Source organism: Dactylosporangium sp. NPDC005572 (genome assembly GCF_040605515.1).
In the GTDB taxonomy this organism is placed as follows: Bacteria; Actinomycetota; Actinomycetes; order Mycobacteriales; family Micromonosporaceae; genus Dactylosporangium.
Genome location: NZ_JBEXCY010000137.1, coordinates 1 through 22,599, shown reverse-complemented (window position 1 = coordinate 22,599; position 22,599 = coordinate 1). Strand labels below are relative to the sequence as shown.

The following is a 22,599-nucleotide window of genomic DNA, read 5'->3' as shown; positions in this document are numbered from 1 at the left end:
CCGCACGGCGGCCGGTTGGTTACACCCGCCAACGTCGCTATCGCCCAACCGTTCACAGGAGTGTCAGTGACCGTCACGCGCATCGAACTGGCTCACCACATCCAGACCGCGTTCAGCAGAGGCCCCGCCACCCGCGACAGCATGCTCGCCTACGCCGCCAGCAGCCACGCCCGCCCAGAAGTCATCGCCGCGCTCCAACGGCTCAAAGACAAGCCGTACGCGAGTATGCGCGACCTGTGGCACGACCTGGGTGACCTGCCCGTCGGTGGCTAGTCGCAGCTCGAACCGGCACGAATCCGTACCGACGGAGGAATCAGGAACGTGGCCCACGACCAGGACCTCACCTCAGCGTATGAGCTCATCTACACGGTCGCCGCCGGCAAGAACTACCAACGTGAGGCTCACGACATCACCGCCCTGATCCGGCACCGGCATCCCACGGCAGACAGCCTCCTCGACGTGGCCTGCGGCACGGGACTCCACCTGTCCCATCTCCGCAACAGCTTTGCCCACGTCGAGGGCCTGGAACTCTCCGCCGCAATGCGCACGGCAGCCACCGCACGACTGGACGGGATCGCAGTACACGCCGGTGACATGCGTGCCTTCCGACTCGGCCGGACATTCAGTGCGGTCACCTGCCTGTTCTCCGCCGTCGGCTACGCACGATCAGTCAACGAACTGCACCAAACCCTCGGCTGCCTCGCCGCGCACCTGGAACCAGGCGGTGTCCTGGTGCTCGAACCATGGTTCACCCCGAGCCAATGGATCACCGGCCCCGTTGACACCGGCCTGGCCATCGACGGCCAGCGTCACCTCACCAGAATGTGCGTCTCGCATCAGACCGGCACCACCTCCACGCTGACCATGCACTACCTACTCGGCGAAACCAGCACCGGAATCCGGCACTGGACCGAGGAGCACACCCTGACCCTGTTCACCAACGAGCAATACCACCAGGCGATCCAGCAAGCAGGCTTGCACGACGTGGAATGGCTCCCCGGCTGGAACGACCAACGCCCACGTATCGCCGCCGTCAAACCTCGCCCCTGAGGCCATTCCCAGACCGTATGCCCATCCATCAGCCACACCCCAAGACCCGGGGCATGTTCGCCGCAACGTTGTGTGCAGTCTCGGCGGACGAGGCAGCCGACGTCGCGGGCCACGTCGAGCATGGGGGAGGCCATCTGACGAAAGACAGGCCTCCGTAAGGTTGGAGCTCGGTCCTCGGTAGGGCGAGCCGCTCGGCGCCGTCGTGTGCACGTTGGGAGATCCGAGGAGCGCTACCGCCCACTGGCGTTTCCGGGTCCTGGGATCGTGTCCCCTGGCGGGCATTTGGTCACGGGACCGTCTGCTCTGCTGCCCGCAGGATGTCAGATCGCCGCCGGGCCGCGACCAGACGCTGGTGGTGTCGGCGGCGATGCTGCTTGCGGGTCGTCCTGCATGACGCCGACCAGGTTCCCTTCGGTGTCCGCCAGGTAGAGCAGCCAGCCGATTCCAGGCAGGGGAATACGCGGGACGAGAACCTCACCGCCGGCCGTGAGGGCGGCGTGCGTGGTGGCGCTCAGGTCGGCGACGTGGACGGTGGGTATGCCCACCTGGCCGCTGTGCTCGGCGCGGATCTCGATGGGACCGTCGATGCCCAGCCGGGGGTCGTCCTCGCTGGTGATCACCCAGCAGTGCCGCTGCCCGTCGTCCGGCAGTGACCAGCCGAAGACCTGGGCGTAGAACGCGCGGACTCGATCCGGATCCGTGGCGAAGATCAGCAGTCGCACTCCCTGCCCAATGACGTGTCCCACGCCGACCTCCACGCCGACCTCTGTCGACTTCCACGCGCCCCCGGGCCCGCACGCGTCCCCGCCGTCGCACAAGACCTGAGCAGTTGCTAAAGTTTTCATGTTGTGAACCTGATCCTACGCCAGACCGGGGGTTTGTGGGATGAGTCCACCGCTGTACCAGGCGAAGGCAGCGTTCTTCAAAACCCTCGGGCATCCGGCCCGTATCCGCATCCTTGAACTCCTATCCGAGCGTGAGCACTCCGTGGGAGAGATGCTGCCCGAGGTGGGAGCGGAGGCGAGCAGCCTCTCCCAGCAGCTGGCAGTGCTCCGCCGCGCGGGACTGGTCACCTTCCGCAAGGAAGGCACCACCGTGTTCTACTCGCTGACCAGCCCCCAGGTTGCCGACCTGCTGACGGTGGCACGACGGATCCTCACCGAGGTCATCTCCGGGCAGGTGGAACTGCTGGCGGACCTCCACGCGGCGTCCCCGCCGCTCCACTCCACGGCGCTTCCCGAGAGCAGTGCCGATCTCTGCCAGCCACTCCCGGAGTGATGCAGGACATGACTGTGTTCAACCTGTGGCGCAAGATCCGCCGGATCGGACGCGTGGCCGAACCGCAAGCACCCCGCCCGGCCAGGCTTTCGTGCCCGAAAGCAGCCGTACTGGCCGGCTCAGTGCAGATCCGGCATGTGGATGCCGGCTCGTGCAACGGCTGCGAGATCGAGATCGGCGCAGTGTTCGGGCCGGTGTACGACGCGGAGCGCTACGGTGCCCGGCTGGTCGCTTCGCCGCGGCACGCCGATGCGCTGCTGGTGACCGGGCCGGTGACTCGCAACATGGCGGTGCCGTTGCTGCGCACCCTCGAGGCGGTGTCCGAGCCGCGGATCGTGGTGGCAGTCGGAGACTGCGCGATCAACTCAGGTGAGTTCGCCGGCGCCTACGGGGTGCAGGGCGCGGTGGCCGAGGTGGTGCCGGTCGACGTACAGATACCCGGGTGCCCGCCGGAACCGGAGGCGATCGCGACCGCGCTACGCGGGTTGACCGGCCGGTGAACGTGATCGCCTCCGCACTGGCCGCTGCGTGCATCCTGGCAGCGGCCGGTGTCGTTGCCGCGATCTGTGTTCCCCGACGGGCTCGCCCCGCACTCGTCGGCGCCGCCACAGCGGGCATCGGCGTGGCCGGCCTCGTCGCCGGTGTGGCGGCGCTGCGCGGCGAGGCCTTTGCGGCGCAGCTGCCGGACCTGCTGCCCCTCGTGGGACTGCAGATCGAGCTCGACCCGCTGGGCGGTTGGTTTGTCATGGTGACCGGCGGTGTGCTGGCGGTCACCGCGCTGTATGGCATCGGGTACGCCGGCCACGGTCATGGCCCGAGCGGGCGTGCGGTGCAAGCGGCGCTGCCGGTGTTCGGCATGGCGCTGTTGCTGGTCCCGGCAGCCGGGAGCGCCTCGACACTGCTGCTCCTGTGGGAGTTGATGGCGGTCACGTCGCTGGTGCTGGTGTTGGCCGAGCACCGGGCCCGCCCAGAAGTGGCGCAGGCCGGCGCCTGGTACGCGGTGCTGACCCATGCCGGGTTCGTGACGATCCTGCTGGGCCTGGTGCTCTTCGCCGCCCACGCCGGCGGCGACTCGTTCGCCGCCCTGCGTGACGCCCACCCGTCCCCGGCCGTGCGTGGTGCGGTGTTCGTGCTGGTGTTCGCCGGGTTCGGGTCGAAGGCGGGCCTGGTGCCGTTGCACGTCTGGCTGCCCCGGGCGCACGCGGAAGCGCCGAGCCCGGTCTCGGCGATGTTGTCCGCCGGGATGGTCAACCTCGGGGCGTACGGCGTGATCCGGGTCGGCTTCGACCTGCTCGGCGGCGGATCCCGCTGGTGGTGGCTGCTGGTCCTCGCAGCAGGGGCCGCGTCGGCGCTCTACGGCATCCTGCAGGCAGCGGTCGCGGCCGACCTGAAGCGGCTCCTGGCCTACTCGACGGTGGAGAACATGGGCCTGATCTTCCTCGGCCTGGGCGCTGCCGGTGTCTTCCGTACCGCGGGCGCGTCGGCCCTGGCCGCGCTGGCCATGACCGCCGCGCTGTTGCACGTACTCAACCACGCCGGCTTCAAGGCGCTGCTGTTCGCTGCGGCCGGGTCAGTGGTGCGTGCCACGGGCACCCGCGACCTCGACGCCCTGGGCGGGCTGCGCCCCCGCATGCCGGTCACCACGGTACTGTTCGCGGTCGGGGCGCTGGGCGCCTCGGCGCTGCCACCGGGCAACGGCTTCGTCTCCGAGTGGCTGTTGCTGCAGTCGCTGGTCCATACGTTGCCGGCCGGGGGCGTGGTCACCGCAGTCGCGATGCCCATCGCGGTCGCCGTCGTGGCATTGACCGCTGGACTGGCGGTTGTCACCTTCGTCAAGGCCCTCGGCATCGGGTTCTTCGCCCGCCCCCGCTCCGACGCCGCGGCCGCGGCGACCGAGTCCCCGCCGTCGATGCTCGCCGCGATGGCCCTGCTCGCCGCGGCCTGCTCCGGGCTGGCGTTAGCCCCGACAGTCCTGGCGCCGGCGCTGTCCCGCGCCGCCGGCGCGGCGAGCGGCGCCCCGGCCGCCGTCGTCGACGGCAGGGTGAGCCTGCACCTGGCCGGAATCGCCAGCACCATGTCGCCGCTCCTGATCGCCGCAGCCCTGGCGGCCGCAGTGGCCACGACCGCCGTGCTGGTGAGGCTCATGGCGGCCCGGGTCCGGCGGCGCCGGGCGGTGCCGCTGTGGGACTGCGGCGCCGGGCCGCCGACGCCGCGGATGCAATACACCGCCACCTCGTTCGCCGAGCCGGTGCAGCGTGTCTTCGACGACGTCCTGGCCCCCGAGACCGACGTCGACGTGACCCCGCATGCCGAATCGGCGTACCTCGTCGCACGGGTGGCCTACCAGGCCCGGGTGCCCGATCGGGTGGAGCACGGTGTCTACGCCCCGATCATCGCGGCAGCGCGCGGGCTGGGCCGGCTAGGCCCGGTGCTGGCCAACGGCAGCGTGCACCGCTACCTGGCCTACGGGTTCCTCGGCATCACCGGCCTGCTGCTCATCCTGGCGGTCACCCGATGACGACAACCGCCATGCCCGCGCTCGTCGCCACCACCGCACAGGTCGTCGTGGTGGTGGCCGGCGGGCCGCTGCTGGTCGGCGTGATGCGCCAGGTCCGCGCCCGACTCGAGGGCCGGGCCGGCGCCGGCATCGCCCAACCCTGGCGCGACCTGCGCAAGCTGCTGCGCCGGGCGCCGGCGTCCCCGACCGGTACCGGCTGGGCGTTCCGGTTGGCCCCCTTACTGCTGATGGCCACCTCGTTCGTGCTGGCAGCGGTGGTTCCGCTGCTGACCACAGCCTCGCCACTCGACCCGGCCGCGGACCTGTTCGCCGTCGTCGGGCTGCTCGCCCTGGGCACCGTCACGCTCGCCCTGGCGGCGCTGGACACCGGTACCGCCTTCGGCGGTATGGGCGCCAGCAGAGAGATCACCATCCTGGCGCTGGTCGAGCCGACGATTCTGGTCTCGGTCTTCGCACTGTCCGCCCGGGTCGGCTCCACCAACCTGGCTGAGATCGTCGCCGCCACGCTGCACGACCCGCTCAGCGTTGCCTCCCCGGCGAGCCTGCTGGCCGCCGCCGCCCTCGCGATCGTGGTGGTGGCCGAGACCGGGCGGCTGCCCGTCGACAACCCGGCCACCCACCTGGAACTCACGATGATCCACGAGGCGATGGTGCTGGAGTACGCCGGTGCCGACCTGGCCCTGATCGAGTGGGCGTCCTCGATGCGCCTGACCGTCCTGCTCGGCCTCCTGGCCTCCCTGTTCGCGCCGTGGGGAATCGCCGGCGCCAGCCTCGTCGCCCTTCCCCTCGCACTGCTCGCCTTCACCGCGAAGGTAACGGTGCTGGGTGCCGGGCTCGGCGCCGCCGAGGTGTTCATCGCCAAACTGCGGCTGTTCCGCGTACCGGAACTGCTCGCCGGCTCCTTCGTCCTCGCCCTCCTCGCCGTCACCTCCTCCTTCTTTCTCGTCTAGCGCCGGATCGAGGCTGGACATGACCGACACGACCTACCCGCTGTACCTGGACCTGGCCGCCGGGCTGTTCCTGCTGTCCGCCGTCGGCGTGCTGTGGCGCCACCAACTCGCCCCCATGATCCGGCTGGTCGGCCTCCAAGGCGCCGCGCTGGCCGCGATCGTCACGCTCATCGGGGTCCACCAACACAGCCTCGAGCTCATCCTCGTCGCTCTCGGCTTGGGCGTACTGCGCGCCGGTGTGTTGCCATACCTGGTCCGCCGAGCCCTGGGCGGCACGGCCAGCGAAGCGCGCGAAACCCGGCCCGTGGTCAACACCGCCACATCCCTCCTCGCGGCCGCCATCCTGACCCTGCTCGCGTACGCCGTCACCCGGCCACTCGTCGCGCTGGCGCCCACACCGGCCACCACGATCCTGCCCGCCGCGGTGGCGGTCGTGCTGATCGGATTCTTCGTGCTCGTCACCCGCCGCCGCGCACTGTCGCAGGTGGTCGGGTTCCTGCTGCTGGACAACGGCATCACCGCAACCGCGTTTCTGGCCGCCGCCGGCGTCCCGCTGATCGTGGAACTCGGCGTCTCCTTCGACCTGCTGCTGGTCGTCCTGGTGCTGCAGGTCCTGACCACCCGTCTGCGGGCCGCCTTCGGCAGCAGCGACCTGGACGAACTGCGGGAGTTGCACGACTGATGACCACCTTGCTGCTCCTCGCCCCGATCATGCTTCCGCTCGTCGCCGCCGTCGTCTACGCCGCCGCCGGCTGGAGTAGCCGAAGCACTGCCTGGGCAGGGGTCGCGACCACCGCACTGCTCGGGGCCGACGCCATCATCCTGGCCGCCACCATCACCCGTGACGGGCAACTGCATACCGCCGGCGGCCTGATCCGCGCCGACGCCCTCTCCGCCTGGATGCTGCTCGGCGTCGGGGCCGTCGCGCTGCTCGCCTGCTGGGCGTCGCCGGCATACCTGGCCGCCGGGCGCGAGAGCCGGCGCCGGGCCCGCTGGTACGGCGTGCTGCTACACCTGTTCATCGCCACGATGGCCACCGCCGTGCTGGCCGGCAACCTCGGCGTGCTGTGGGTCGCGGTCGAGGCCACCACCATCGTCACCGCGTTCCTCGTCGGCCACCACCGCGACCGGCCCGCCCTGGAAGCGGCCTGGAAATACGTGGTCATCTGCTCCGCCGCAATCGCCATCGCGTTCCTCGGCCTGGTGCTGCTCTACTCCGCCGCCAAACATGCCGGCCTCTCCGGGGAGGAGGCTCTGGACTGGGCCAGCCTGCGCCGGCACGCCGACCAGCTGGACCCGGCGGTCACCCGCATCGCCGTCGGCCTCGCGGTCATAGGCTTCGGCGCCAAGGCCGGCCTCATCCCGCTGCACGCCTGGCTACCCGACGCCCACTCACAAGCCCCCGCGCCGGTGTCGGCGCTGATGTCCGGCGTCCTGCTGCCGGTTGCCCTCTACGCCGTACTGCGAGTCAAAGCCATCGCCGATCCCGCGCTCGGCAGTCACTACCTGCGGACCCTGCTGCTGATCATGGCGCTCGCCACCCTCGCCCTGGCCGCGATCCTGCTGATCGGGCAGCGCGACTACAAACGCATGCTCGCCTACTCGTCCATGGAGCATATGGGCCTCATCGCTCTGGCCGCCGCGATCGGCAGCCGCCTCGCCGTGGCCGCGCTGCTGCTGCACATGGCCGGGCACGGCCTCGCCAAGACCGTAGCCTTCCTGTCCTCCGGTCACATCCTGCACCGTCACCACAGCAGCCGGATCAGCGACGTTCGTGCGTTGGCCGCGCGCACGCCGCTGCTCGCCGGGCTCTTCGGTCTGGCCATCCTCGCCCTGCTCGGTTTCCCCCCGGCAGCGCTCTTCGCCAGCGAACTCAGCATCGCCCGCGCCGGCGCCTCCGCCGGACTGACATGGGCAATCGCCGCCGCGTTCACACTGGTCCTGGCCGCCTTCGCTGCCATCGCCGCCCACACCGGGCGCATGCTGCTGGGCCCACCGCCGCAACCCATCCATGCAGGTACCGGCCAGCCCGCCGGGTCGATCACCGTCACCACCGCACTGCCAATGATCACCGGACTCCTCGGGGTGACCGCTCTGGGCGTCACCCTCGGGCCGGTCACCGAACTGCTGCACGCCGCCGCAGCCGCCGTGGCAGGAGCATCGTGACTGACAACACCACTGACAACAACACTCGCGATCTCGTAGGCGATCCCACTGGCAACGCCGCGATCGCCAGCCCGCCGCCACTGCCCGGTGGGGAACCCACCGGCTATCACCGGGTCGCCGTCCCCACCACCGCCGACACCCTCGCCGGGCACGCCGACACCCTGCAACGCCGCGGCTTCCGGCTGGCCCTCGTCGCCGCCCACGACGACCACGGACCGGACCGTGGGCCGGACCGTGGGCCGGACCACGACCAGATGCACGCCGTCTACCTCTACCTCGCCGCCGGCCCCGACCGGCGCGTGGAACTGCACCTACCCATCGATCGCAGCAACCCGACCGTGCCGAGCCTGGCCGGGCTGTCGTTCGCCGCCAGCCGCTTCGAACGCGAGATGCACGACCTCTTCGGCGTCCAACCAGTCGACCACCCGCTACCCCGACGACTCGTCCGGCACCCGCACTGGCCCTCCGGCTGGTACCCGATGCGCCACGACGCCGGTCCGCCACCCCCGTTCGGCGACACCGACGAACCGTTCCCCTTCCTCACCGTCGAAGGGCCCGGGGTGTACGAAATCCCGGTCGGGCCGGTCCACGCCGGGCTCATCGAGCCCGGCCACTTCCGGTTCTCCGTCGTCGGGGAAACCATCCTCAAACTCAAGGCCCGCCTGTGGTACGTCCACAAGGGCATCGAGAAACTGTTCGAAGAGCGTGACATCGACGCAGGGCTGCCGCTCGCCGAACGCATCTCCGGGGACACCGCCGTCGGCCACGCTCTGGCGTACTGCCGCGCCGTCGAGGACGCCCTGCACCTACAGGTCCCAGCCGAGGCGAGGCGGATGCGCGCAATCCTGCTCGAGCTGGAGCGCATCTACAACCACATCGGCGACATCGGCGCCCTGTGCAACGACGTCGGCCACAGCGTGCTCCACGCCCACGCCCTGCGCATCAAGGAAACCCTGCTGCGCCTCAACAAAGACACCACTGGCCACCGACTCCTGCGCGGCGGGATCCGGCCCGGCGGCGCCGCCCTGCGCAGCATCCCGGACCCCGGACGACTGACCGCCATCGGCATGGACATCCGAGAAATCGTCGACCTCGCGCTGGGCAACTCACTCGTGGCCGAACGCTTCACCGGCACCGCCGTCCTCACCGCCCAGCAGGCCCGCGATCTCGGCACCCTCGGCTACATCGCCCGCGCCAGCGGCGTCGACATCGACGCCCGCCGCGACCACCCGACCGGCGACAGCCCACACCTGGACGACCTGATCACCGTCCCCACCCACAGCACAGGCGACGTCCTCGCGCGGTTCCAGCAGCGCGCCGCCGAAATCGACGCCTCCCTGACCATCCTCGACACCCTCGTCCGCACCGTCACACCCGGCACCGTCACCTGCCGGCCCAGCACAGGCCGGATGCCCTCAGCCGGCCCCGCCGCGTCCGGGGTGGGCATCGCGGAGGGCTGGCGTGGCACCATCGTGCACCGCCTCGAAACTGCCCCAGACAGGCGCCTGACCCGAGTCAAGGTCGTCGACCCCTCGTTCTTCAACTGGCCGGCGCTCCCGGTCGCCCTGGCCGGCACCATCGTGCCGGACTTCCCCCTGGTCAACAAAAGCTTCAACCTGTCCTACGCCGGCAACGACCTGTGACAGCCAACCGGCGTTGACCGCGCCGGTCGCCGCTCGAGCGATCAGGTACGTGTCCTCCAATTTGCGGTGACGGGGTATCACCACGTCAAGCGCGGACACTGGGGGCGCCTGCGCATGCCGAGGCTGAACCCAACGGCCACGCAGATCACGCCCACGGCGAGCGCCACCACAATCTCCATCCATGCACCGTAGCGGCGCCTCCCCAGTGCCGTGTCCCACGAATGACAACACGACAATTTTTCGCGTTTCGGCGAATGCCCTTGAACTGCGGAAACGTCGAGCAAGGCTTGTCGTGTGGCGACGGAGTCGTACGCCGGCGGGTGGCCGGTCGAGTCGTGCTGGCTCGACCGCGACGGCACCGGCGAACGCAACTGGAACCGGGTCATCGACCGCGGGCGCGTCGAGGTTGCTCTGGCGGGCCCTCCACTCGGGGTGGCCGGCTTGTAGCATCGACAACCATGGCTACGAGGCGGCTGCGGCAGGCGGCGGCGGCCACCTTCGGGTGGATCGTCGTGTTCGATGCGCTGCATGTGTACTGGCAACTGGGTGGCCGGTTCGGCTTCGGCGACCAGGCCGACCCGCTGCCCGCGGCGCAGACTTCCGGGCAGCGGGTGTTCGCGGCGGCGGTGCTGGCGCTGTTCGTGATCGGCACGGTGCTGCCGCTGGCGTTCGTGCAGTGGTGGGGCGGGCGCATCCCACGATGGATCCTGATCACCATGGCGTGGGTCGCCGCCGGCCTGCTGAGCGTGCGCGCCGTGACCGCGTTCATCGACGATGCGATGCGCACGCTGCTCGGATCACCGACCGGCCTGACCGGGCTGACGTACGAGCAGTTGCTGGGCACGGCCACGCCCTCGGCGTACACGCTGTGGTCCGCCCGGGCGATCGACGTGTACTTCTTCCTCGGCGGCGTCCTCTACGGCGCAACTGCCTGGTACGCCCGTCGCCGCGCTCACGGATAACCCGATTCTCCGTATCGTGGTTCCTGCCGGCGCTGTCCCTGGTCGCCGGCTGGGCCTGGCTTCCGCTGTTCCCCGACTGGAGTTGGGCTCCGGCGACCGGCCTGGCTGGTGTAGCCCTAGGTTTCATGGCCTGGCGCGCCTCCCGCCGCTGGCCGCATCGTCTGACCGCTCGTGCGGGTCTGATCGGCGGCATGGTGGGCGTGGGTCTCATGATCGCCCGGCGCGGCAACCATGCTCCACCACTGACGGACCCCACCCACATCGACGGCGAACGACACCCCCCATAGCGGCCTACATCGGGACGGTGAGCGCGAGGACCGCCAGCCCTTGTGCACGCCGCCGCAGTGCGCCGAACACCAATCGAAGCACGCGACCTCCCCCGAACGACCGTCGAGCCGGCGATCGGGGGAGGGCGTGCTTATCGGGACCCGTAAGGCCTTCAGATCGCACCGGCACGCGGCGCGCGAGGTCCGGCCGTGCCCGGCGCCGGCGAGCCGGGCACGGCAGCGCCGCTTACAGGATGGTCTGGTGGACGCGGGCGTCGACGCCGCGGACGGCGATCCAGGCGCTGCCGTTGGCGCCGGCCGCGGCCGCCGGGGCGCCGTGGAAGGCGTCCGTGGTGAACTCGCCGCGGCCGAACCAGCCGCCCCAGGCACCGTCGACGTAGTTGCGCTGCCAGAGCTTGTTGTCGGCCGCGAGCACGAACAGGTACACGCGACCCGACGTGGCCAGCAGGGTCGGGCTGCCGCTCACCGTGCCGCCCAGGTTGGTCCAGCCCGACCAGGCGGTGCCGGTGCGCGTGACCGTCCACACCTCGTCGGTGCGGGAGCGGACCGCGACGTGCACGACGCCGGCGTCGTCGACGACGGCGCTCGGGCGTCCGTGGAACGCCCGGCCGTCCGGGGAGCCGACCTTCGACCAGCCGGTCGTCGCCGTCCGGGTCCACAGCAGCCCGTCGGTGCCGCGGGCCGCCGCCGTCCACTGGCCGGGGCCGGTCCACGCCACCGTCGGGGCGTCGGTGACCTTGCCCCCGAGGCTGCGCCACCTGCCCCACGAGGCGCCGTCGTACGTCAGTTGCCACACGCCGTCGTCGGTGCCGCGGACGAACACGTCGATGCGTCCGCCCGGCGACGCGTACGCCGCCGGCTGGCCGAGGATCCGGCCGTGGACCGGCCCGCCGAGCGACGTCCACGGGCCCGGCCAGGTGGCGCCGTCGCGGACGGTCCACGCGAGGGAACCGGCCGCGGTGCGCACGAACGCGGCCGCGTGCTCGTCGTCGAACCGGACCAGCGCCGGGCTGGCACTGGCGGGGCCGCCGAGATCGGCGCCGGTCACCTGGTCGGCACCGTCGAGGCGCAGCATCGCCACGCCGTGGGCCGGGACAGTAGCCGTGTACGACCCGGTGTAGGGCTGGCTGCCCGCGACGGCCGGGTCGGCGTCGGCGTCGGCCCTGGCCCACAGGTCGCGGACCCGCACTGGACCGCCGAGCGACACACTCGCGAAGCTCACCGTGATGTCCTGGGCGGTGTCACCGCGGTTGAGTAGCGCGACCGCCCGCCGCCCGGCGCCGGTGAGGACCTTGCTCCACACCTGCGTCGTGGCGCTGGTGTCGGCGACCTTGACGCCCTGCCGGACCAGCGGGTCCTGGTCGACGGCGATGATCTCCGGGTTGCGTAGCGCGTCGAGCATCTGCGGCGGCAACCCGCGCGGGTCGGAGCCGATGATCAGCGGCGCCGCCATGATCGCCCACATGCCGAGCTGCGTCTTCGACTCGTCGAACGTCAGCTCGTAGCCACCGCCGGGCACCGGCCGCATCGGTAGCAGGTAGTCGGGGTCGTTGTAGTGGCCTGGTCCGGTCGCCGCCGGGTGGTAGGCGTTCACGTCCATGTTGCGCAGCACCCACTGGTACTGCCACTGGGGCGTCGCGTCGACCAGCCCGACGTCGGTGTAGGTCCGCCACGAGTCCGCGACCGTCGGCGCGTAGGTGTAGCTCCACGTCGACAGGTGCTCGGGCGGGTACGGCCCGCCGCCCCAGTCGCTGCTCACCGGGTTGCAGATGTTGAGCAGCATCGGCCGCGGCGAGCGCTGCACGGCGGCCGACAGCTGCCGGAATGCGGTCTCCGGATCGAGCCCGGCGGCCCGGCCGCACAGCCAGTCGGCCTTGAGGGCGTCGAAGCCCCAGGCGGCGAACTGGTTGACGTCGGCCTGGTAGTGCCCGTTGCTGCCGAGGCCGCATTGGCCGGGAATGTACGGCCCGGCGTCGGTGTAGAGGCCGGCCTTGAGCCCGCGGGCGTGGATGTAGGCCGCGAGCGCGGCCATGCCGCCGGGGAACCGGGCCGGGTCGGCGACGAGCTTCCCGGCGGCGTTGCGCGGGGTCGGTGCGGCCCAGTTGCCGTCGATCCACACGTACCGGTAGCCGGCGTCGCGCAGCCCGCTGTTGACCAGGAAGTCGGCGACGGAACGGACCTCGGCCTCGGTCGGGTCGCCGCCCAGCCCGAAGTAGGTGTTCCAGCCCATGTAGGGGGTCGGCGCGAGGCCGCTGTCGTAGTACTCCGGGGCGCCCTGGTCCTCCGCGGGTGCGGCGGCGGCCGGGACCGCACCGAGGCCGGCGGTGGTGAGGGCGAGTGCGGCAAGGACGCTCAGGGCGCGGGTCATCGTTCGGATCAGGCGCATAGCGGGTACTCCTGTCCTACAGGGTTGCGGGGGTGTGCGGGAGTGCTGGTCAGTCGCGGTGCAGGACGACGGCGTCGGCGTCGTGCGTCGCGCTCCACTGCACGGGCAGGCCGACCGCCGTGAGGTGGCTGCCCGAGTACCACTGGTCGCCGGTCCGGTAGCGGGCACCGGCTGACAGGCCGCGCAGCGGCAACCGGACGGGCCGCGACGGCAGCAGTCCGGCCCCGTCGAGCCGGCCGGTGTGCCAGGCGAGCACGACCACGGTCCGCTCGTCGGGCGACGTGTACTGCACAGCGCAGCGGTCCTTCCCCGGACCGCCGATGAGGTGGACGGTGCCGTGCATGATGATGTGGCGGATCTCCTGGTACCGCCGGATCCAGCCGGCTGCCTCGGCCCGCTGCTGCGCGGACCAGTGCCGGATGTCCGCGCCGATGCCCAGCACGCCGGCCATCGCCAGCACGAACCGGAACGCCAGCGACCGCGGCCGCGGGTCGAACAGCCCGGGCGCGTCGGTCACCCACGAGCTCATCAGGTGTGGCGCGTTGGCGTGCAGGAATCCGTGCTGGATCGCGAGCCGGTCGAGCGGCCCGGTGTTGTCGCTGGGCCAGAACACGTCGGCGCGGGCCGCCATGCCCAGGTCGGTGCGGGCGCCGCCGCCCGCGCACGCCTCGACGAGCACGTGCGGGTGGTCACGGCGGAGGTCGTCGAGGATGCGCCACAGGTTGCTGACGTGCGCGCCGTCGAGGTCGACGGGTCCGGCCGAGCCGGGCTGACCGGACTGACCGGACTGACCGGACTGACCGGGCCGGCCGGGTTCGGTCCGCGGCCGGTTGAAGTCCCACTTCAGGTAGTCGATGTCGTGCTTGCGCAGCAGCCCGTCGACGGTGGCGTGCACCCACTCGGCGACCTCCGGCCGGCCGAGGTCGAGCAGGTACTGGTGGCGGACCTGGGTGAGCGGGCGGCCGTCGACCGAGTACACCCAGTCGGGGTGCGCCGCGAACAGCTGCGACCGCGGGTTGACGCACTCCGGTTCGATCCACAGCCCGAACCGCAGCCCCAGCGCCCGTACGTCGGCGACGAACGCGTCGAACCCGGCCGGGAACTTCGCCGGGTCGGGCGTCCAGTCACCGAGGCCGGCGGTGTCGTCGGCGCGGCCGGTGAACCATCCGTCGTCGACGACGAACGTCTCGACGCCGATCTCGGCGGCGACGCGGGCGAGGTGAAGCTGGCCGGCGGCATCGACGTCGAAGTAGGTGGCCTCCCAGGAGTTGTACAGCACGGGCCGCGGTCGAAGCCGCTCCCCGGCGAGCCGCCGCTGGTAGGTGTGCCAGACGCGAGCGAGCCCGTCGAGTCCGCCGGCGCTGAACGCCCCGGCGACGACCGGCAGCGTCAGCCGCGCACCGGGCGCCAGCTCCAACGGCCCGTCGACGAGCCGGCGCCCGGCCCGCACGCGGGTCAGTCCGCCGGTGTCGCGCTCGGCGTCGAGCTGCCACGATCCCGTCCAGGCCAGGCCGAAGCCCCACACCTGGGCGTCGTCGTCCTGGTCGCGCACTGCCAGCCACGGCGCGTGCAGGTGGCCGGGCACGCCCTGGGCGCTGCCGACCGAGAACGCGCCGTGGCCCAGGTCGACGTGCTCGAGCTGGAACTCCTGCGCCCACTGGCCCCATTGGTGGCTGATCCGGGCGCCGTGCGGGGTCGGCACGCTGAACCCGGCCGACCCGGCCCGCACCAGCGACAGCGCGTCCGGCCCGTTGTTGGACAGCTCGACCCACCGCTCCACCACGTCGGTGCCGGCCGGCATCCGGTAGTGCAGCGCGACGCGCAGCCCGTTGACCGGGTCGTCGAACCGCACCACGAGGCCGTCGCCGCCGGTCTCTGCGTCCGCGTACCGCAGCGCCGAGCGGCTGGCGACGACCAGGTCCGCACCGGCGAACGGCCGGTCGGTCTCGGTCGCATACTCCACCGGCGCCGCATCGCCCGTGGTCAGGAACGGCACCGGCCCGTCGTACGCCACCGGCGACGGCCCGTCGGAGAGCCCGTGCGGTCCCCAGGCCACCAGCTCCAACCAGCGCCCGTGCTCCGGCACGGTCACGGTGTATTCCGAGTCCGCCCCGCGCAGCGTCCACCGCCCGCCGGTCATTTCACTGCTCCGATCGCCAGGCCGGACACGAAGTGCTTCTGGAACCGCAGGAACACCGCCACCGTCGGCACCGCCGCGATGACCGTGCCGGCGGCGATGACGCTCCACGACGACACGAACTGGCCCTGCAGCCCCAGCAGCGCCGGGGTCACCGGCATCTTGTCGTCGGTGCGCAACACCGTGATCGCCCACAGCAGGTCGTTGAAGATCCAGGTGAACGACAGGGCGCCGAGCGCGGCGAGCGCCGGTCGGGTCAGCGGCAGGATGATCCGTGCGAAGACCTGCGCCGGCCCCGCGCCGTCGATCGTGGCCGCCTCCTGGATCTCGCCCGGCAGGTCGCGCATGAACCCGTGCAGCACGAACGTGTAGAACCCGAGCCCGAACCCGACCTGCACGGCGATCAGCGCGAACAGCGTGTCGTAGAGCCCCGTCAGTTCGCTGAACTTGGCGACGGGGATGAGCAGGATCTGTGGTGGCAGCAGGTTGCCGGCCAGCATGAGCAGCAGGATCGTGCGGCGCCCCGGGATTCGGTACCGGCTGAGGGCGAACGCGGCGACGGCCGCGAGCGCCAGGCTGAGCACGACCGACGGCACCGTCACGAGCAGGCTGTTGACCAGGGCCTGCAGCTCCCCGCCGTCGGTCCACGCCTGCCGGTACGTGTCCAGGGTGAACGAGCGGGGCAGGCTCCCGACGCCGTTGGCGGCGATGTCGTCGAACGTCCGGGTCGACATGACGACGACCCACAGGACCGGCGCCAGCCACAGTGCCGACAGCAGCACCATGCCGGTGTGGAACGCCGCGGTGCGCAGCCGGCCGTTTCCGCGTTCCGTCATGCGTCTTCCTCCCGGAACGCCCGCACCAGGTAGCCGAGGATGACGGCCAGCGCCAGTACGAAGATGACGACGGCGATCGCCGATGCGTAGCCCAGCCGCAGGCCCTGGAACGCGGTCGAGTACATGTAGGTGCTGAGCAGCTCGGATGAGTGGTAGGGCCCGCCGCGGGTCAGCGACCACACGATGTCGAACGAGCGCAGCGAGTCGATGACGATCACCGACAGCACCACCGCGTTGACGCCCTTGAGCTGCGGCACCGTCACCTTCCACAGCCGCTGCCACGCGCTCGCCCCGTCGACTTTCGCCGCCTCGTGCAGGGCCGGGTCGATCGCCTTGAGCCCGGCGAGATACAGCACCATGACGTAGCCGATCTGCCGCCACAGCGCGGGCAGGATCACTGCGTAGAGCGCCGTCTGCGGGTCGGCGAGCCACGGCCGGATCAGGCTCTGCAGGCCGACCGCCCGCAGGATCTGGTCGGCGAGCCCGTCGGGCTGGTAGAAGACGCGCCACACCAGGGCGGTGACGACCAGGGAGAAGACCACCGGCGTGAACAGCGCGGCCCGGTAGAACCCGACGCCGCGCCGGTCGCGCTGCAGCAGCAGGGCCATGCCGAACCCGCCGGCGACCGACAGGCCGCCGAACAGCAGCAGCCAGATGACGGTGTTGAGCAGCGCACCGCGGAACGTCGGGTCGCCGGCCAGCTCGGTGTAGTTGCCGGTGCCGATGAACTCGGGCGGGGTGAGCCCGTCCCACCGGGTGAACGAGAACCAGAACCCCTGCAGCGCCGGCCAGAACACCCAGATGCTCTCGACGGCGAACGGCACCAGGACGAACGCCGCCAGCAACGGCGACAACCGGGGCCGTCGCCGTCGCTGCGGGGTGATTGCGGGTGCGGTCACGTCAGCCCTTGAAGACCTTCTCGGCGCTGGTCTGCCACTCGCGCAGGATCGCGTCGACCTCGTTCGGCTTGTCGATGAACTTCGTCAGCGCCGTGTCGGCGGTCGGCTGCAGGGCGTCGCTGGAGTCGCGGTTGAAGAACTGGGTCAGCTCCTTCGCCTCGGCGAGCATCGCCTTGCCCTTGGCCACCAGCGGCGTGTCGGCGGCCTTCGCCTTGGGGTTGGCCGGCAGAACGATGCCGGAGCTCGACTTGATGTACGTCTCCTGGGCCTCGACGCCCGCGAAGTAGCTCAGCAACGCCTTGGTGCCGGCCGCGTTGGCGGACTTGGCGCTGGCGAAGAAGCCGTCGGTCGGTGCCTCCTCCGCCAGTGGTACGGCAGGATCGATGATCGGGAAGCGGAAGAAGTCGATGTCGTCCAGCGCGTCCTTGGGCGCCGCGTCGGCGAAGAACGTGCCGATCAGGAACATGCCGGTCTTGCCCGCAAGCAGGGCGGTCGTCGCCTCCTGGAACGGGTAGGCCTTGCCCTTGGGGTCGAAGTACGGCAGGACCTCGGCCCACTTCGTGAACACGGCCTTGACCTTCGGGTCGTCGAACCGTTGCCGGCCGGCGAGCAGTTCGCGGTGGAAGGGGGCGCCGTTGACGCGGATGTTGAGGTAGTCGAACCAGGCGGAGGCGACCCAGGGGGTGTCGCCGAGGCCGATGCCGATCGGCGGGATGCCCTTGCCCTGCAGGGTCTGGCAGAGCGCGATGAAGTCGGCCCAGGTCTTCGGCTCCTGCACGCCCCACTTCGCGAAGTTGGACTTGCGGTAGAAGAAGCCCCACCAGTAGTTGTTCATCGGGACGAAGACCTGCTTGCCGGTGCTGTCGGTGGACAGCGTGCGCAGGGACTGGGGGTAGTCCCCGAGGTCCTTCCATACGTCCGAGACGTCGAGCAGCAGGCCCTTGCTCGCGTAGCTGTTGGCGACGGATCCCGCATACCAGGTGTACAGGTCGGGCGGGTTGGCCGAGGTCAGGTAGGTCGGCAGCTGCGTGCGGAACGTCTCCGACGCGATCGTGTTGAGCGTGGCGGTGCCCTTGCCGAGCTTGTTGAAGTCGGCGATCAGCCGCTCCATGGCGGCCTTGGCCTGCGGGGAGGAGAGGTTGGACTGCACGGTGACGGCGCCGGAACTCTTGTCCGAGGGCCCGCTGGCGGAGCTGGCGCAGGCGCTCAGGAACGAACCGGCGCCGAGCGCGCCGGCGCCGAGGAGACCGAGGTTTCCAAGGAATCGGCGGCGACCGGGGTCGAAGTCGCTCACGGGGGTGTCCCTTCCTCAACGACACGCTGCGTGATATCGCGGGGTGTCGGTCGTCTGAACGGTGTCTCCAGAAGGTTGCATCCGGGGCGGCGATGCTGTCAAGATGTATTCGTAATTAATGGTTAATCCGCGAGACGCGGTGGGCAGACGGGTCGGCACATGCGGCGACTGGAAGGCAGAACGGCCCTGGTGACCGGGGCGACGGGCGGCATCGGCGCGGCGACCGCCCGCCGGCTCGCCGCCGAGGGCGCGGCCGTCGCGCTCATGGACGTGCGGGATCCGGGCCCCCTCGCGCAGGAGCTCACCGCCGCCGGCGCGCGCGCACTGTCCGTGGTTGCCGACGTCGCCGACGAGGACGCCTGGATCGCCGCGGCCGCCGCCGTGCGCACCGGGCTCGGGCCTGTCGACATCCTCGTCAGCAATGCCTACACCGTCGAGGTCGCGCCCGCCCACCGCACCAGCCGCGCCTCCTGGGACCATCAGCTCGCTGTCAGCCTCACCGGCGCGTTCCTGGGCCTGCGGGCCTGCCTCGACGACCTGCGCGACCGGCAGGGCGCCGTCGTGCTCGTGTCCTCGGTGCACGCCCTCGTCGGCCTGCCCGGACGCCCCGCCTATGCCGCGGCCAAGGGTGGCCTCGTCGCGCTCGGCCGCCAGCTCGCCGTCGAATACGGCCCGCAGGTGCGGGTCAATACGGTCCTGCCCGGCCCGATCCTCACCGCTGCCTGGGACGGCATCGACGATGAGGACCGCCGCCGCAGCGTCGCCGAGACCGTCGCGAAGCGGTTCGGCACACCCGAGGAGGTCGCCGCCGTCGTCGCCTTCCTCGCCTCGCCGGACGCCGCCTACGTCACCGGTGCGAGCCTGGTGGTGGACGGCGGATGGACCGCGATGAAAACGTCTGCGTGACGGATCGACAACGACGAGCGAGAGGTGCGAGGAGCTTTGGCAAACTACGCAGGCCGCGGCGTGCACGGCCAGACCGTCGAGGTGATCGCCCGCCGCATCCTGGCCGGGAACATCGCCGAGGGAGAGACGCTCAACCTGGGCGCACTGCAGCACGAGCTCGACGTCAGCCTCACCGCCCTACGCGAGGCACTCAAGGTGCTCTCCGCCAAAGGCATCGTCGACGCCCGGCAGAAGCGCGGCACGTTCGTGCGGCCCCGGGCCGACTGGCACCTGCTCGACGGCGACGTCATCCGCTGGCAGTTCGAGCTCGGCGCAGACCCGCACCTCATCGACAAGCTGCACGAGGTCCGCAGCATCATCGAGCCCGCCGCCGCGCGCCTCGCCGCGGCCCGTGCCGTCGACGAGGACTTCAGCGCGCTGGAAACGGCGCTGGAGGCCATGGTGGAGGCGCACGGCAACCCGGCCGGCGCCGTCGCCGCCGACCTCGCGTTCCACCGCGCGCTGCTGTCCGCCACCCACAACGAGCTGCTCGTGCGCATGGAGGTTGTGATGGAGACCGGCCTCGCCGAGCGCGACCGGCTCGTCCACGGCGGCGCCCACGACGACCCCGTCCCCACCCACCGCGCCGTCGTCGAGGCGATCCGGTCCCGCAACGAGTCCGCGGCCGAGGCCGCGATGCGCGACCTGCTCGCCAAGGCCGTCCGCGATGTCGAGAAGGTCCGCGCGCAGAAAGGCCACCGGTGAAGATCGACCGCATCGAGACGTTCCTCGTCCCGCCCCGCTGGCTGTTCTGCCGCGTAGAGACCGACGAGGGCATCGTCGGATGGGGCGAGCCCGTCGTCGAGGGCCGCGCCGAGGTGGTGCGCAGCGCCGTCGAGGTGCTCGCGGAATATCTCCTCGGCCAGGACCCGCTGCGGATCGAGCAGCACTGGCAGGTCCTCACCAAGGGCGGCTTCTACCGCGGCGGCCCCGTGCTGTCCAGCGCCGTCGCCGGTCTCGACCAGGCGCTGTGGGACATCGCCGGCCAGGCCTACGGCGCACCGGTCCACGCGCTGCTCGGCGGCCCGGTCCGCGACCGGGTCCGCGTGTATTCGTGGATCGGCGGTGACGAGCCCGGCGAGATCGCCGAGGCGGCCGCCGCACAGGCCGCCGCCGGCCTCACCGGCGTCAAGATGAACGCGTCCGGCCGGCTCGCCGCGATCCCGACCCCGGCGGAGATCGACGCGATCGTGCGACGGGTCGCCGCCGCCCGCGAGGTCCTCGGCGACGACCGGGACATCGCGCTCGACTTCCACGGCCGGGCCGGTGCCGCCGCCGTCCGGCGCATCCTGCCCGAGCTCGCGCCGCTGCGGCCGTTCTTCGTCGAGGAGCCGGTCCTGCCCGACCAGCCCCACCACCTCCACGACATCGTCACCTGCTCGCCCGTCCCGGTCGCCACGGGGGAGCGGCTCTACGGCCGCGCCGAGTTCCTCGCGCCCCTGCAGGCCGGCGTCGCGGTCGTGCAGCCCGACCTGTCCCACGCGGGCGGCATCTCCGAGGTCCGCCGGATCGCCGCGCTCGCCGAGACCTACGGCGCCGTCCTCGCCCCGCATTGCCCGCTCGGCCCGATCGCCCTCGCCGCGAGCCTCCAGGTCGCGTTCGCGACGCCCAACTTCCTCATCCAGGAGCAGAGCATCGGCATCCACTACCATCAGGGTTCCGAGCTGCTCGACTACCTGGTCGACCCGGAGCCGCTGCGGTTCACCGACGGCCACATCGCCCGCTTCGACACACCCGGCCTCGGCATCACCGTCGACGAGGCCGCCGTCCGCGCCGCTGCCCGCACCCCGCACGCCTGGCGCAACCCGATCTGGCACCACGACGACGGGTCGTTCGCCGAATGGTGACCGTCGCACTCACCGCGCGCTGTGACCCGACGCGCGGCGGCCGCTGGACCTCCCTGTCCGGCGGCGGCCGCGAGTGGCTGTGGCACCGCACCGAGCCCGCCCGCGCCGCCGCCCACCCGGGCGCCCCGTTCGCCGACGCCGGCGGCCTGGAGGAGTGCCTGCCCACGGTCCGCGGCACCCCCGACCACGGGGCCGTCTGGTCCCGCCCCTGGCAGCCGGACCCGGTGACCCCGTGGCCCGGCTCGCCGGATGTGGTGACGCTGGTCGTGGAGACGCCCGACTTCGTTCTGCGGCGGCGCATCGGCCATCACGCGGGGGCGGTCGTCGCCGACTACCGGCTCAGCGCCGCCGCCGGATACCGGTTCGTGTGGGCCGCCCACGCGCTGCTCGACCTGTCGCCTGGCGCGCGCGTCGAGGCGCCGGAGGGCACCCGCCTGCGGCTGTACGCGGACCCCGAGCCGCCGGTGGAAGGAGCCTGGCCGGCGCCGGCCGGCACGCCGCTCGACCGGCTCGGGCCAGACGACGGGACCGCCGTCGGCGCCGTGCTGCGTGACTGCCCCCGCGCGACCGTCGTCGACGGTGCCGACCGGCTGACCTTTGCCCTCGAGTGTGACAGCCAGCCGCGTTCGACAGCGCTGTGGCGCAACCTGCGCGGCTGGCCGGCCGATGGGCCTTATCGCAGCATCGGTGTCGAGCCCATGCTCGGCGGCGCGTTCGACGTCGCCGAGGACGTGCCCGCCGCCGTCGTCCCCGCCGGCGGCGAGGTCCGCTGGCGCCTCACCGTCACGGCCGAACGCACGAGGTGACCATGCAACTGCTCGACGAACTGCGCACGCACCGGCTCCTTGCGATCGTGCGCGGCCCCGACCCGGCCGCGGCGCTCGCGTCCGTGCTGACCCTGGCCTCCTGCGGCGTCGCGCTCATCGAGGTCTCACTCAGCGGGGCCGACGCCCTCGCCGTCATCCGGCGCGCCCGTGCGGCGCTGGGGCCGCACTTCGCGCTCGGCGCCGGCACGGTCCTCACCGCCGCCGACGCGCACGCCGCCGCCGACGCCGGCGCCACATTTCTCGTGACGCCGGCGCTCGCCCCGAGCGTCGCCGAGGCCGGGCGCGTCGGCCTGCCCGTCCTCGTCGGCGCGCTGACTCCCAGCGAGGTGGTGCAGGCGACGTCGGCCGGTGCGACCGCGGTGAAGCTGTTCCCGGCGTCGGCCGGCGGCCCGGCGTACCTCAGCGCCCTGCGGGAACCGTTCCCCGGCACGCCGTTCGTCCCGGTCGGCGGCGTCGACGCGGCCGGCGCCGCCGAATACCTGCGCCGCGGCGCGGTCGCGGTCGGCGTCGGCTCGCCGCTAGATCGGAAGAGCGACGGGAAGGGAAAGAGAGTAATGCTATAGATGTATATCTC

At 71.5% G+C, this 22,599-nt stretch carries 22 protein-coding genes; 16 read left to right on the top strand and 6 right to left on the bottom strand.

Going from position 1 to position 22,599, the window contains the following annotated elements; translation table 11 throughout:
* The first annotated feature begins 66 nt into the window (after positions 1–66).
* Complete coding sequence (locus ABZS66_RS42175; protein ID WP_354767998.1) at positions 67–273, top strand: DUF2795 domain-containing protein; 207 nt, start codon at positions 67–69, stop codon at positions 271–273.
* 48 nt (positions 274–321) lie between these two features.
* Positions 322–1,050 (top strand): class I SAM-dependent methyltransferase, encoded by a 729-nt coding sequence (locus ABZS66_RS42170; protein ID WP_354767996.1) that lies wholly within the window; start codon positions 322–324, stop codon positions 1,048–1,050.
* Positions 1,051–1,370: 320 nt separating this feature from the next.
* Here the strand turns inward: ABZS66_RS42170 and ABZS66_RS42165 are convergent, their stop codons facing one another.
* A complete protein-coding gene (locus ABZS66_RS42165; protein WP_354767994.1) occupies positions 1,371–1,796 on the bottom strand; it encodes a VOC family protein in 426 nt (141 codons plus the stop codon).
* A gap of 139 nt (positions 1,797–1,935) precedes the next feature.
* On the opposite strand from ABZS66_RS42165, the gene ABZS66_RS42160 reads away from it, so the two are divergent.
* The 9 genes from ABZS66_RS42160 (at position 1,936) to ABZS66_RS42120 (ending at position 10,567) form a co-directional block, all read left to right on the top strand.
* On the top strand, positions 1,936–2,328 hold the full coding sequence (locus tag ABZS66_RS42160) for a metalloregulator ArsR/SmtB family transcription factor (RefSeq protein ID WP_354767992.1): 393 nt from the start codon (positions 1,936–1,938) through the stop codon (positions 2,326–2,328).
* A gap of 8 nt (positions 2,329–2,336) precedes the next feature.
* Positions 2,337–2,828 carry a hypothetical protein gene (locus ABZS66_RS42155; RefSeq protein WP_354767990.1) on the top strand — a complete coding sequence of 164 codons (492 nt, stop codon included), beginning with the start codon at positions 2,337–2,339 and terminating at the stop codon, positions 2,826–2,828.
* The gene (locus ABZS66_RS42150) at positions 2,825–4,846 is read left to right on the top strand and encodes a proton-conducting transporter membrane subunit (RefSeq protein WP_354767988.1); all 2,022 of its coding nucleotides are present in this window, start codon (positions 2,825–2,827) and stop codon (positions 4,844–4,846) included. The genes ABZS66_RS42155 and ABZS66_RS42150 overlap by 4 nt, the downstream gene beginning before the upstream one ends.
* A complete protein-coding gene (locus ABZS66_RS42145) occupies positions 4,843–5,796 on the top strand; it encodes an NADH-quinone oxidoreductase subunit H (protein WP_354767986.1) in 954 nt (317 codons plus the stop codon). The genes ABZS66_RS42150 and ABZS66_RS42145 overlap by 4 nt, the downstream gene beginning before the upstream one ends.
* 19 nt (positions 5,797–5,815) lie before the next feature.
* Positions 5,816–6,478: a hypothetical protein gene (locus ABZS66_RS42140; protein WP_354767984.1), complete on the top strand. Its 663-nt coding sequence runs from the start codon at positions 5,816–5,818 to the stop codon at positions 6,476–6,478.
* Positions 6,478–7,962: a proton-conducting transporter membrane subunit gene (locus ABZS66_RS42135; RefSeq protein WP_354767982.1), complete on the top strand. Its 1,485-nt coding sequence runs from the start codon at positions 6,478–6,480 to the stop codon at positions 7,960–7,962. The genes ABZS66_RS42140 and ABZS66_RS42135 overlap by 1 nt, the downstream gene beginning before the upstream one ends.
* Positions 7,959–9,605: an NADH-quinone oxidoreductase subunit C gene (locus tag ABZS66_RS42130; protein ID WP_354767980.1), complete on the top strand. Its 1,647-nt coding sequence runs from the start codon at positions 7,959–7,961 to the stop codon at positions 9,603–9,605. The genes ABZS66_RS42135 and ABZS66_RS42130 overlap by 4 nt, the downstream gene beginning before the upstream one ends.
* A gap of 294 nt (positions 9,606–9,899) precedes the next feature.
* A complete protein-coding gene (locus ABZS66_RS42125) occupies positions 9,900–10,052 on the top strand; it encodes a hypothetical protein (RefSeq protein WP_354767978.1) in 153 nt (50 codons plus the stop codon).
* A gap of 11 nt (positions 10,053–10,063) precedes the next feature.
* On the top strand, positions 10,064–10,567 hold the full coding sequence (locus ABZS66_RS42120; RefSeq protein WP_354767976.1) for a DUF3995 domain-containing protein: 504 nt from the start codon (positions 10,064–10,066) through the stop codon (positions 10,565–10,567).
* A gap of 513 nt (positions 10,568–11,080) precedes the next feature.
* Here the strand turns inward: ABZS66_RS42120 and ABZS66_RS42115 are convergent.
* From ABZS66_RS42115 to ABZS66_RS42095, 5 genes are read right to left on the bottom strand one after another with little or no spacing between them, the layout of a single operon-like run.
* Complete coding sequence (locus tag ABZS66_RS42115; protein WP_354767974.1) at positions 11,081–13,240, bottom strand: glycoside hydrolase family 27 protein; 2,160 nt, start codon at positions 13,238–13,240, stop codon at positions 11,081–11,083.
* A gap of 49 nt (positions 13,241–13,289) precedes the next feature.
* A complete protein-coding gene (locus ABZS66_RS42110) occupies positions 13,290–15,380 on the bottom strand; it encodes an alpha-galactosidase (protein WP_354767972.1) in 2,091 nt (696 codons plus the stop codon).
* The gene (locus ABZS66_RS42105) at positions 15,377–16,213 is read right to left on the bottom strand and encodes a carbohydrate ABC transporter permease (RefSeq protein ID WP_354767970.1); all 837 of its coding nucleotides are present in this window, start codon (positions 16,211–16,213) and stop codon (positions 15,377–15,379) included. Before ABZS66_RS42105 ends, ABZS66_RS42110 begins: the two co-directional genes overlap by 4 nt.
* The gene (locus ABZS66_RS42100) at positions 16,210–17,112 is read right to left on the bottom strand and encodes a sugar ABC transporter permease (RefSeq protein WP_354767968.1); all 903 of its coding nucleotides are present in this window, start codon (positions 17,110–17,112) and stop codon (positions 16,210–16,212) included. Before ABZS66_RS42100 ends, ABZS66_RS42105 begins: the two co-directional genes overlap by 4 nt.
* A 1-nt stretch (position 17,113) precedes the next feature.
* Positions 17,114–18,406, bottom strand: coding sequence for an ABC transporter substrate-binding protein (locus tag ABZS66_RS42095; RefSeq protein WP_354767966.1), 1,293 nt, complete (start codon positions 18,404–18,406; stop codon positions 17,114–17,116).
* Positions 18,407–18,595: 189 nt separating this feature from the next.
* Here ABZS66_RS42095 and ABZS66_RS42090 point away from each other — a divergent pair, with 189 nt between their 5' ends.
* From ABZS66_RS42090 to ABZS66_RS42070, 5 genes are read left to right on the top strand one after another with little or no spacing between them, the layout of a single operon-like run.
* Entirely contained in the window at positions 18,596–19,312 is a 717-nt protein-coding gene (locus ABZS66_RS42090) for an SDR family oxidoreductase (RefSeq protein WP_354767964.1), read from the top strand.
* 36 nt (positions 19,313–19,348) lie between these two features.
* Entirely contained in the window at positions 19,349–20,056 is a 708-nt protein-coding gene (locus ABZS66_RS42085; RefSeq protein WP_354767962.1) for an FCD domain-containing protein, read from the top strand.
* The gene (dgoD, locus tag ABZS66_RS42080) at positions 20,053–21,198 is read left to right on the top strand and encodes a galactonate dehydratase (protein WP_354767960.1); all 1,146 of its coding nucleotides are present in this window, start codon (positions 20,053–20,055) and stop codon (positions 21,196–21,198) included. Before ABZS66_RS42085 ends, dgoD begins: the two co-directional genes overlap by 4 nt.
* Entirely contained in the window at positions 21,192–22,004 is an 813-nt protein-coding gene (locus ABZS66_RS42075; RefSeq protein WP_354767958.1) for a hypothetical protein, read from the top strand. Before dgoD ends, ABZS66_RS42075 begins: the two co-directional genes overlap by 7 nt.
* Positions 22,005–22,006: 2 nt before the next feature.
* On the top strand, positions 22,007–22,588 hold the full coding sequence (locus ABZS66_RS42070; protein WP_354767956.1) for a bifunctional 4-hydroxy-2-oxoglutarate aldolase/2-dehydro-3-deoxy-phosphogluconate aldolase: 582 nt from the start codon (positions 22,007–22,009) through the stop codon (positions 22,586–22,588).
* Positions 22,589–22,599 lie beyond the last annotated feature (11 nt).

Coding starts and splice junctions, on each gene's coding strand:
- ABZS66_RS42105 (WP_354767970.1), bottom strand. CDS start 16,213: ATGACGGAACGCGGAAACGGCCGGCTGCGCACCGCGGCGTTCCACACC.
- ABZS66_RS42140 (WP_354767984.1), top strand. CDS start 5,816: ATGACCGACACGACCTACCCGCTGTACCTGGACCTGGCCGCCGGGCTG.
- ABZS66_RS42155 (WP_354767990.1), top strand. CDS start 2,337: ATGACTGTGTTCAACCTGTGGCGCAAGATCCGCCGGATCGGACGCGTG.
- ABZS66_RS42120 (WP_354767976.1), top strand. CDS start 10,064: ATGGCTACGAGGCGGCTGCGGCAGGCGGCGGCGGCCACCTTCGGGTGG.
- ABZS66_RS42135 (WP_354767982.1), top strand. CDS start 6,478: ATGACCACCTTGCTGCTCCTCGCCCCGATCATGCTTCCGCTCGTCGCC.
- ABZS66_RS42160 (WP_354767992.1), top strand. CDS start 1,936: ATGAGTCCACCGCTGTACCAGGCGAAGGCAGCGTTCTTCAAAACCCTC.
- ABZS66_RS42070 (WP_354767956.1), top strand. CDS start 22,007: ATGCAACTGCTCGACGAACTGCGCACGCACCGGCTCCTTGCGATCGTG.
- ABZS66_RS42110 (WP_354767972.1), bottom strand. CDS start 15,380: ATGACCGGCGGGCGGTGGACGCTGCGCGGGGCGGACTCGGAATACACC.
- ABZS66_RS42115 (WP_354767974.1), bottom strand. CDS start 13,240: ATGCGCCTGATCCGAACGATGACCCGCGCCCTGAGCGTCCTTGCCGCA.
- ABZS66_RS42075 (WP_354767958.1), top strand. CDS start 21,192: ATGGTGACCGTCGCACTCACCGCGCGCTGTGACCCGACGCGCGGCGGC.
- ABZS66_RS42145 (WP_354767986.1), top strand. CDS start 4,843: ATGACGACAACCGCCATGCCCGCGCTCGTCGCCACCACCGCACAGGTC.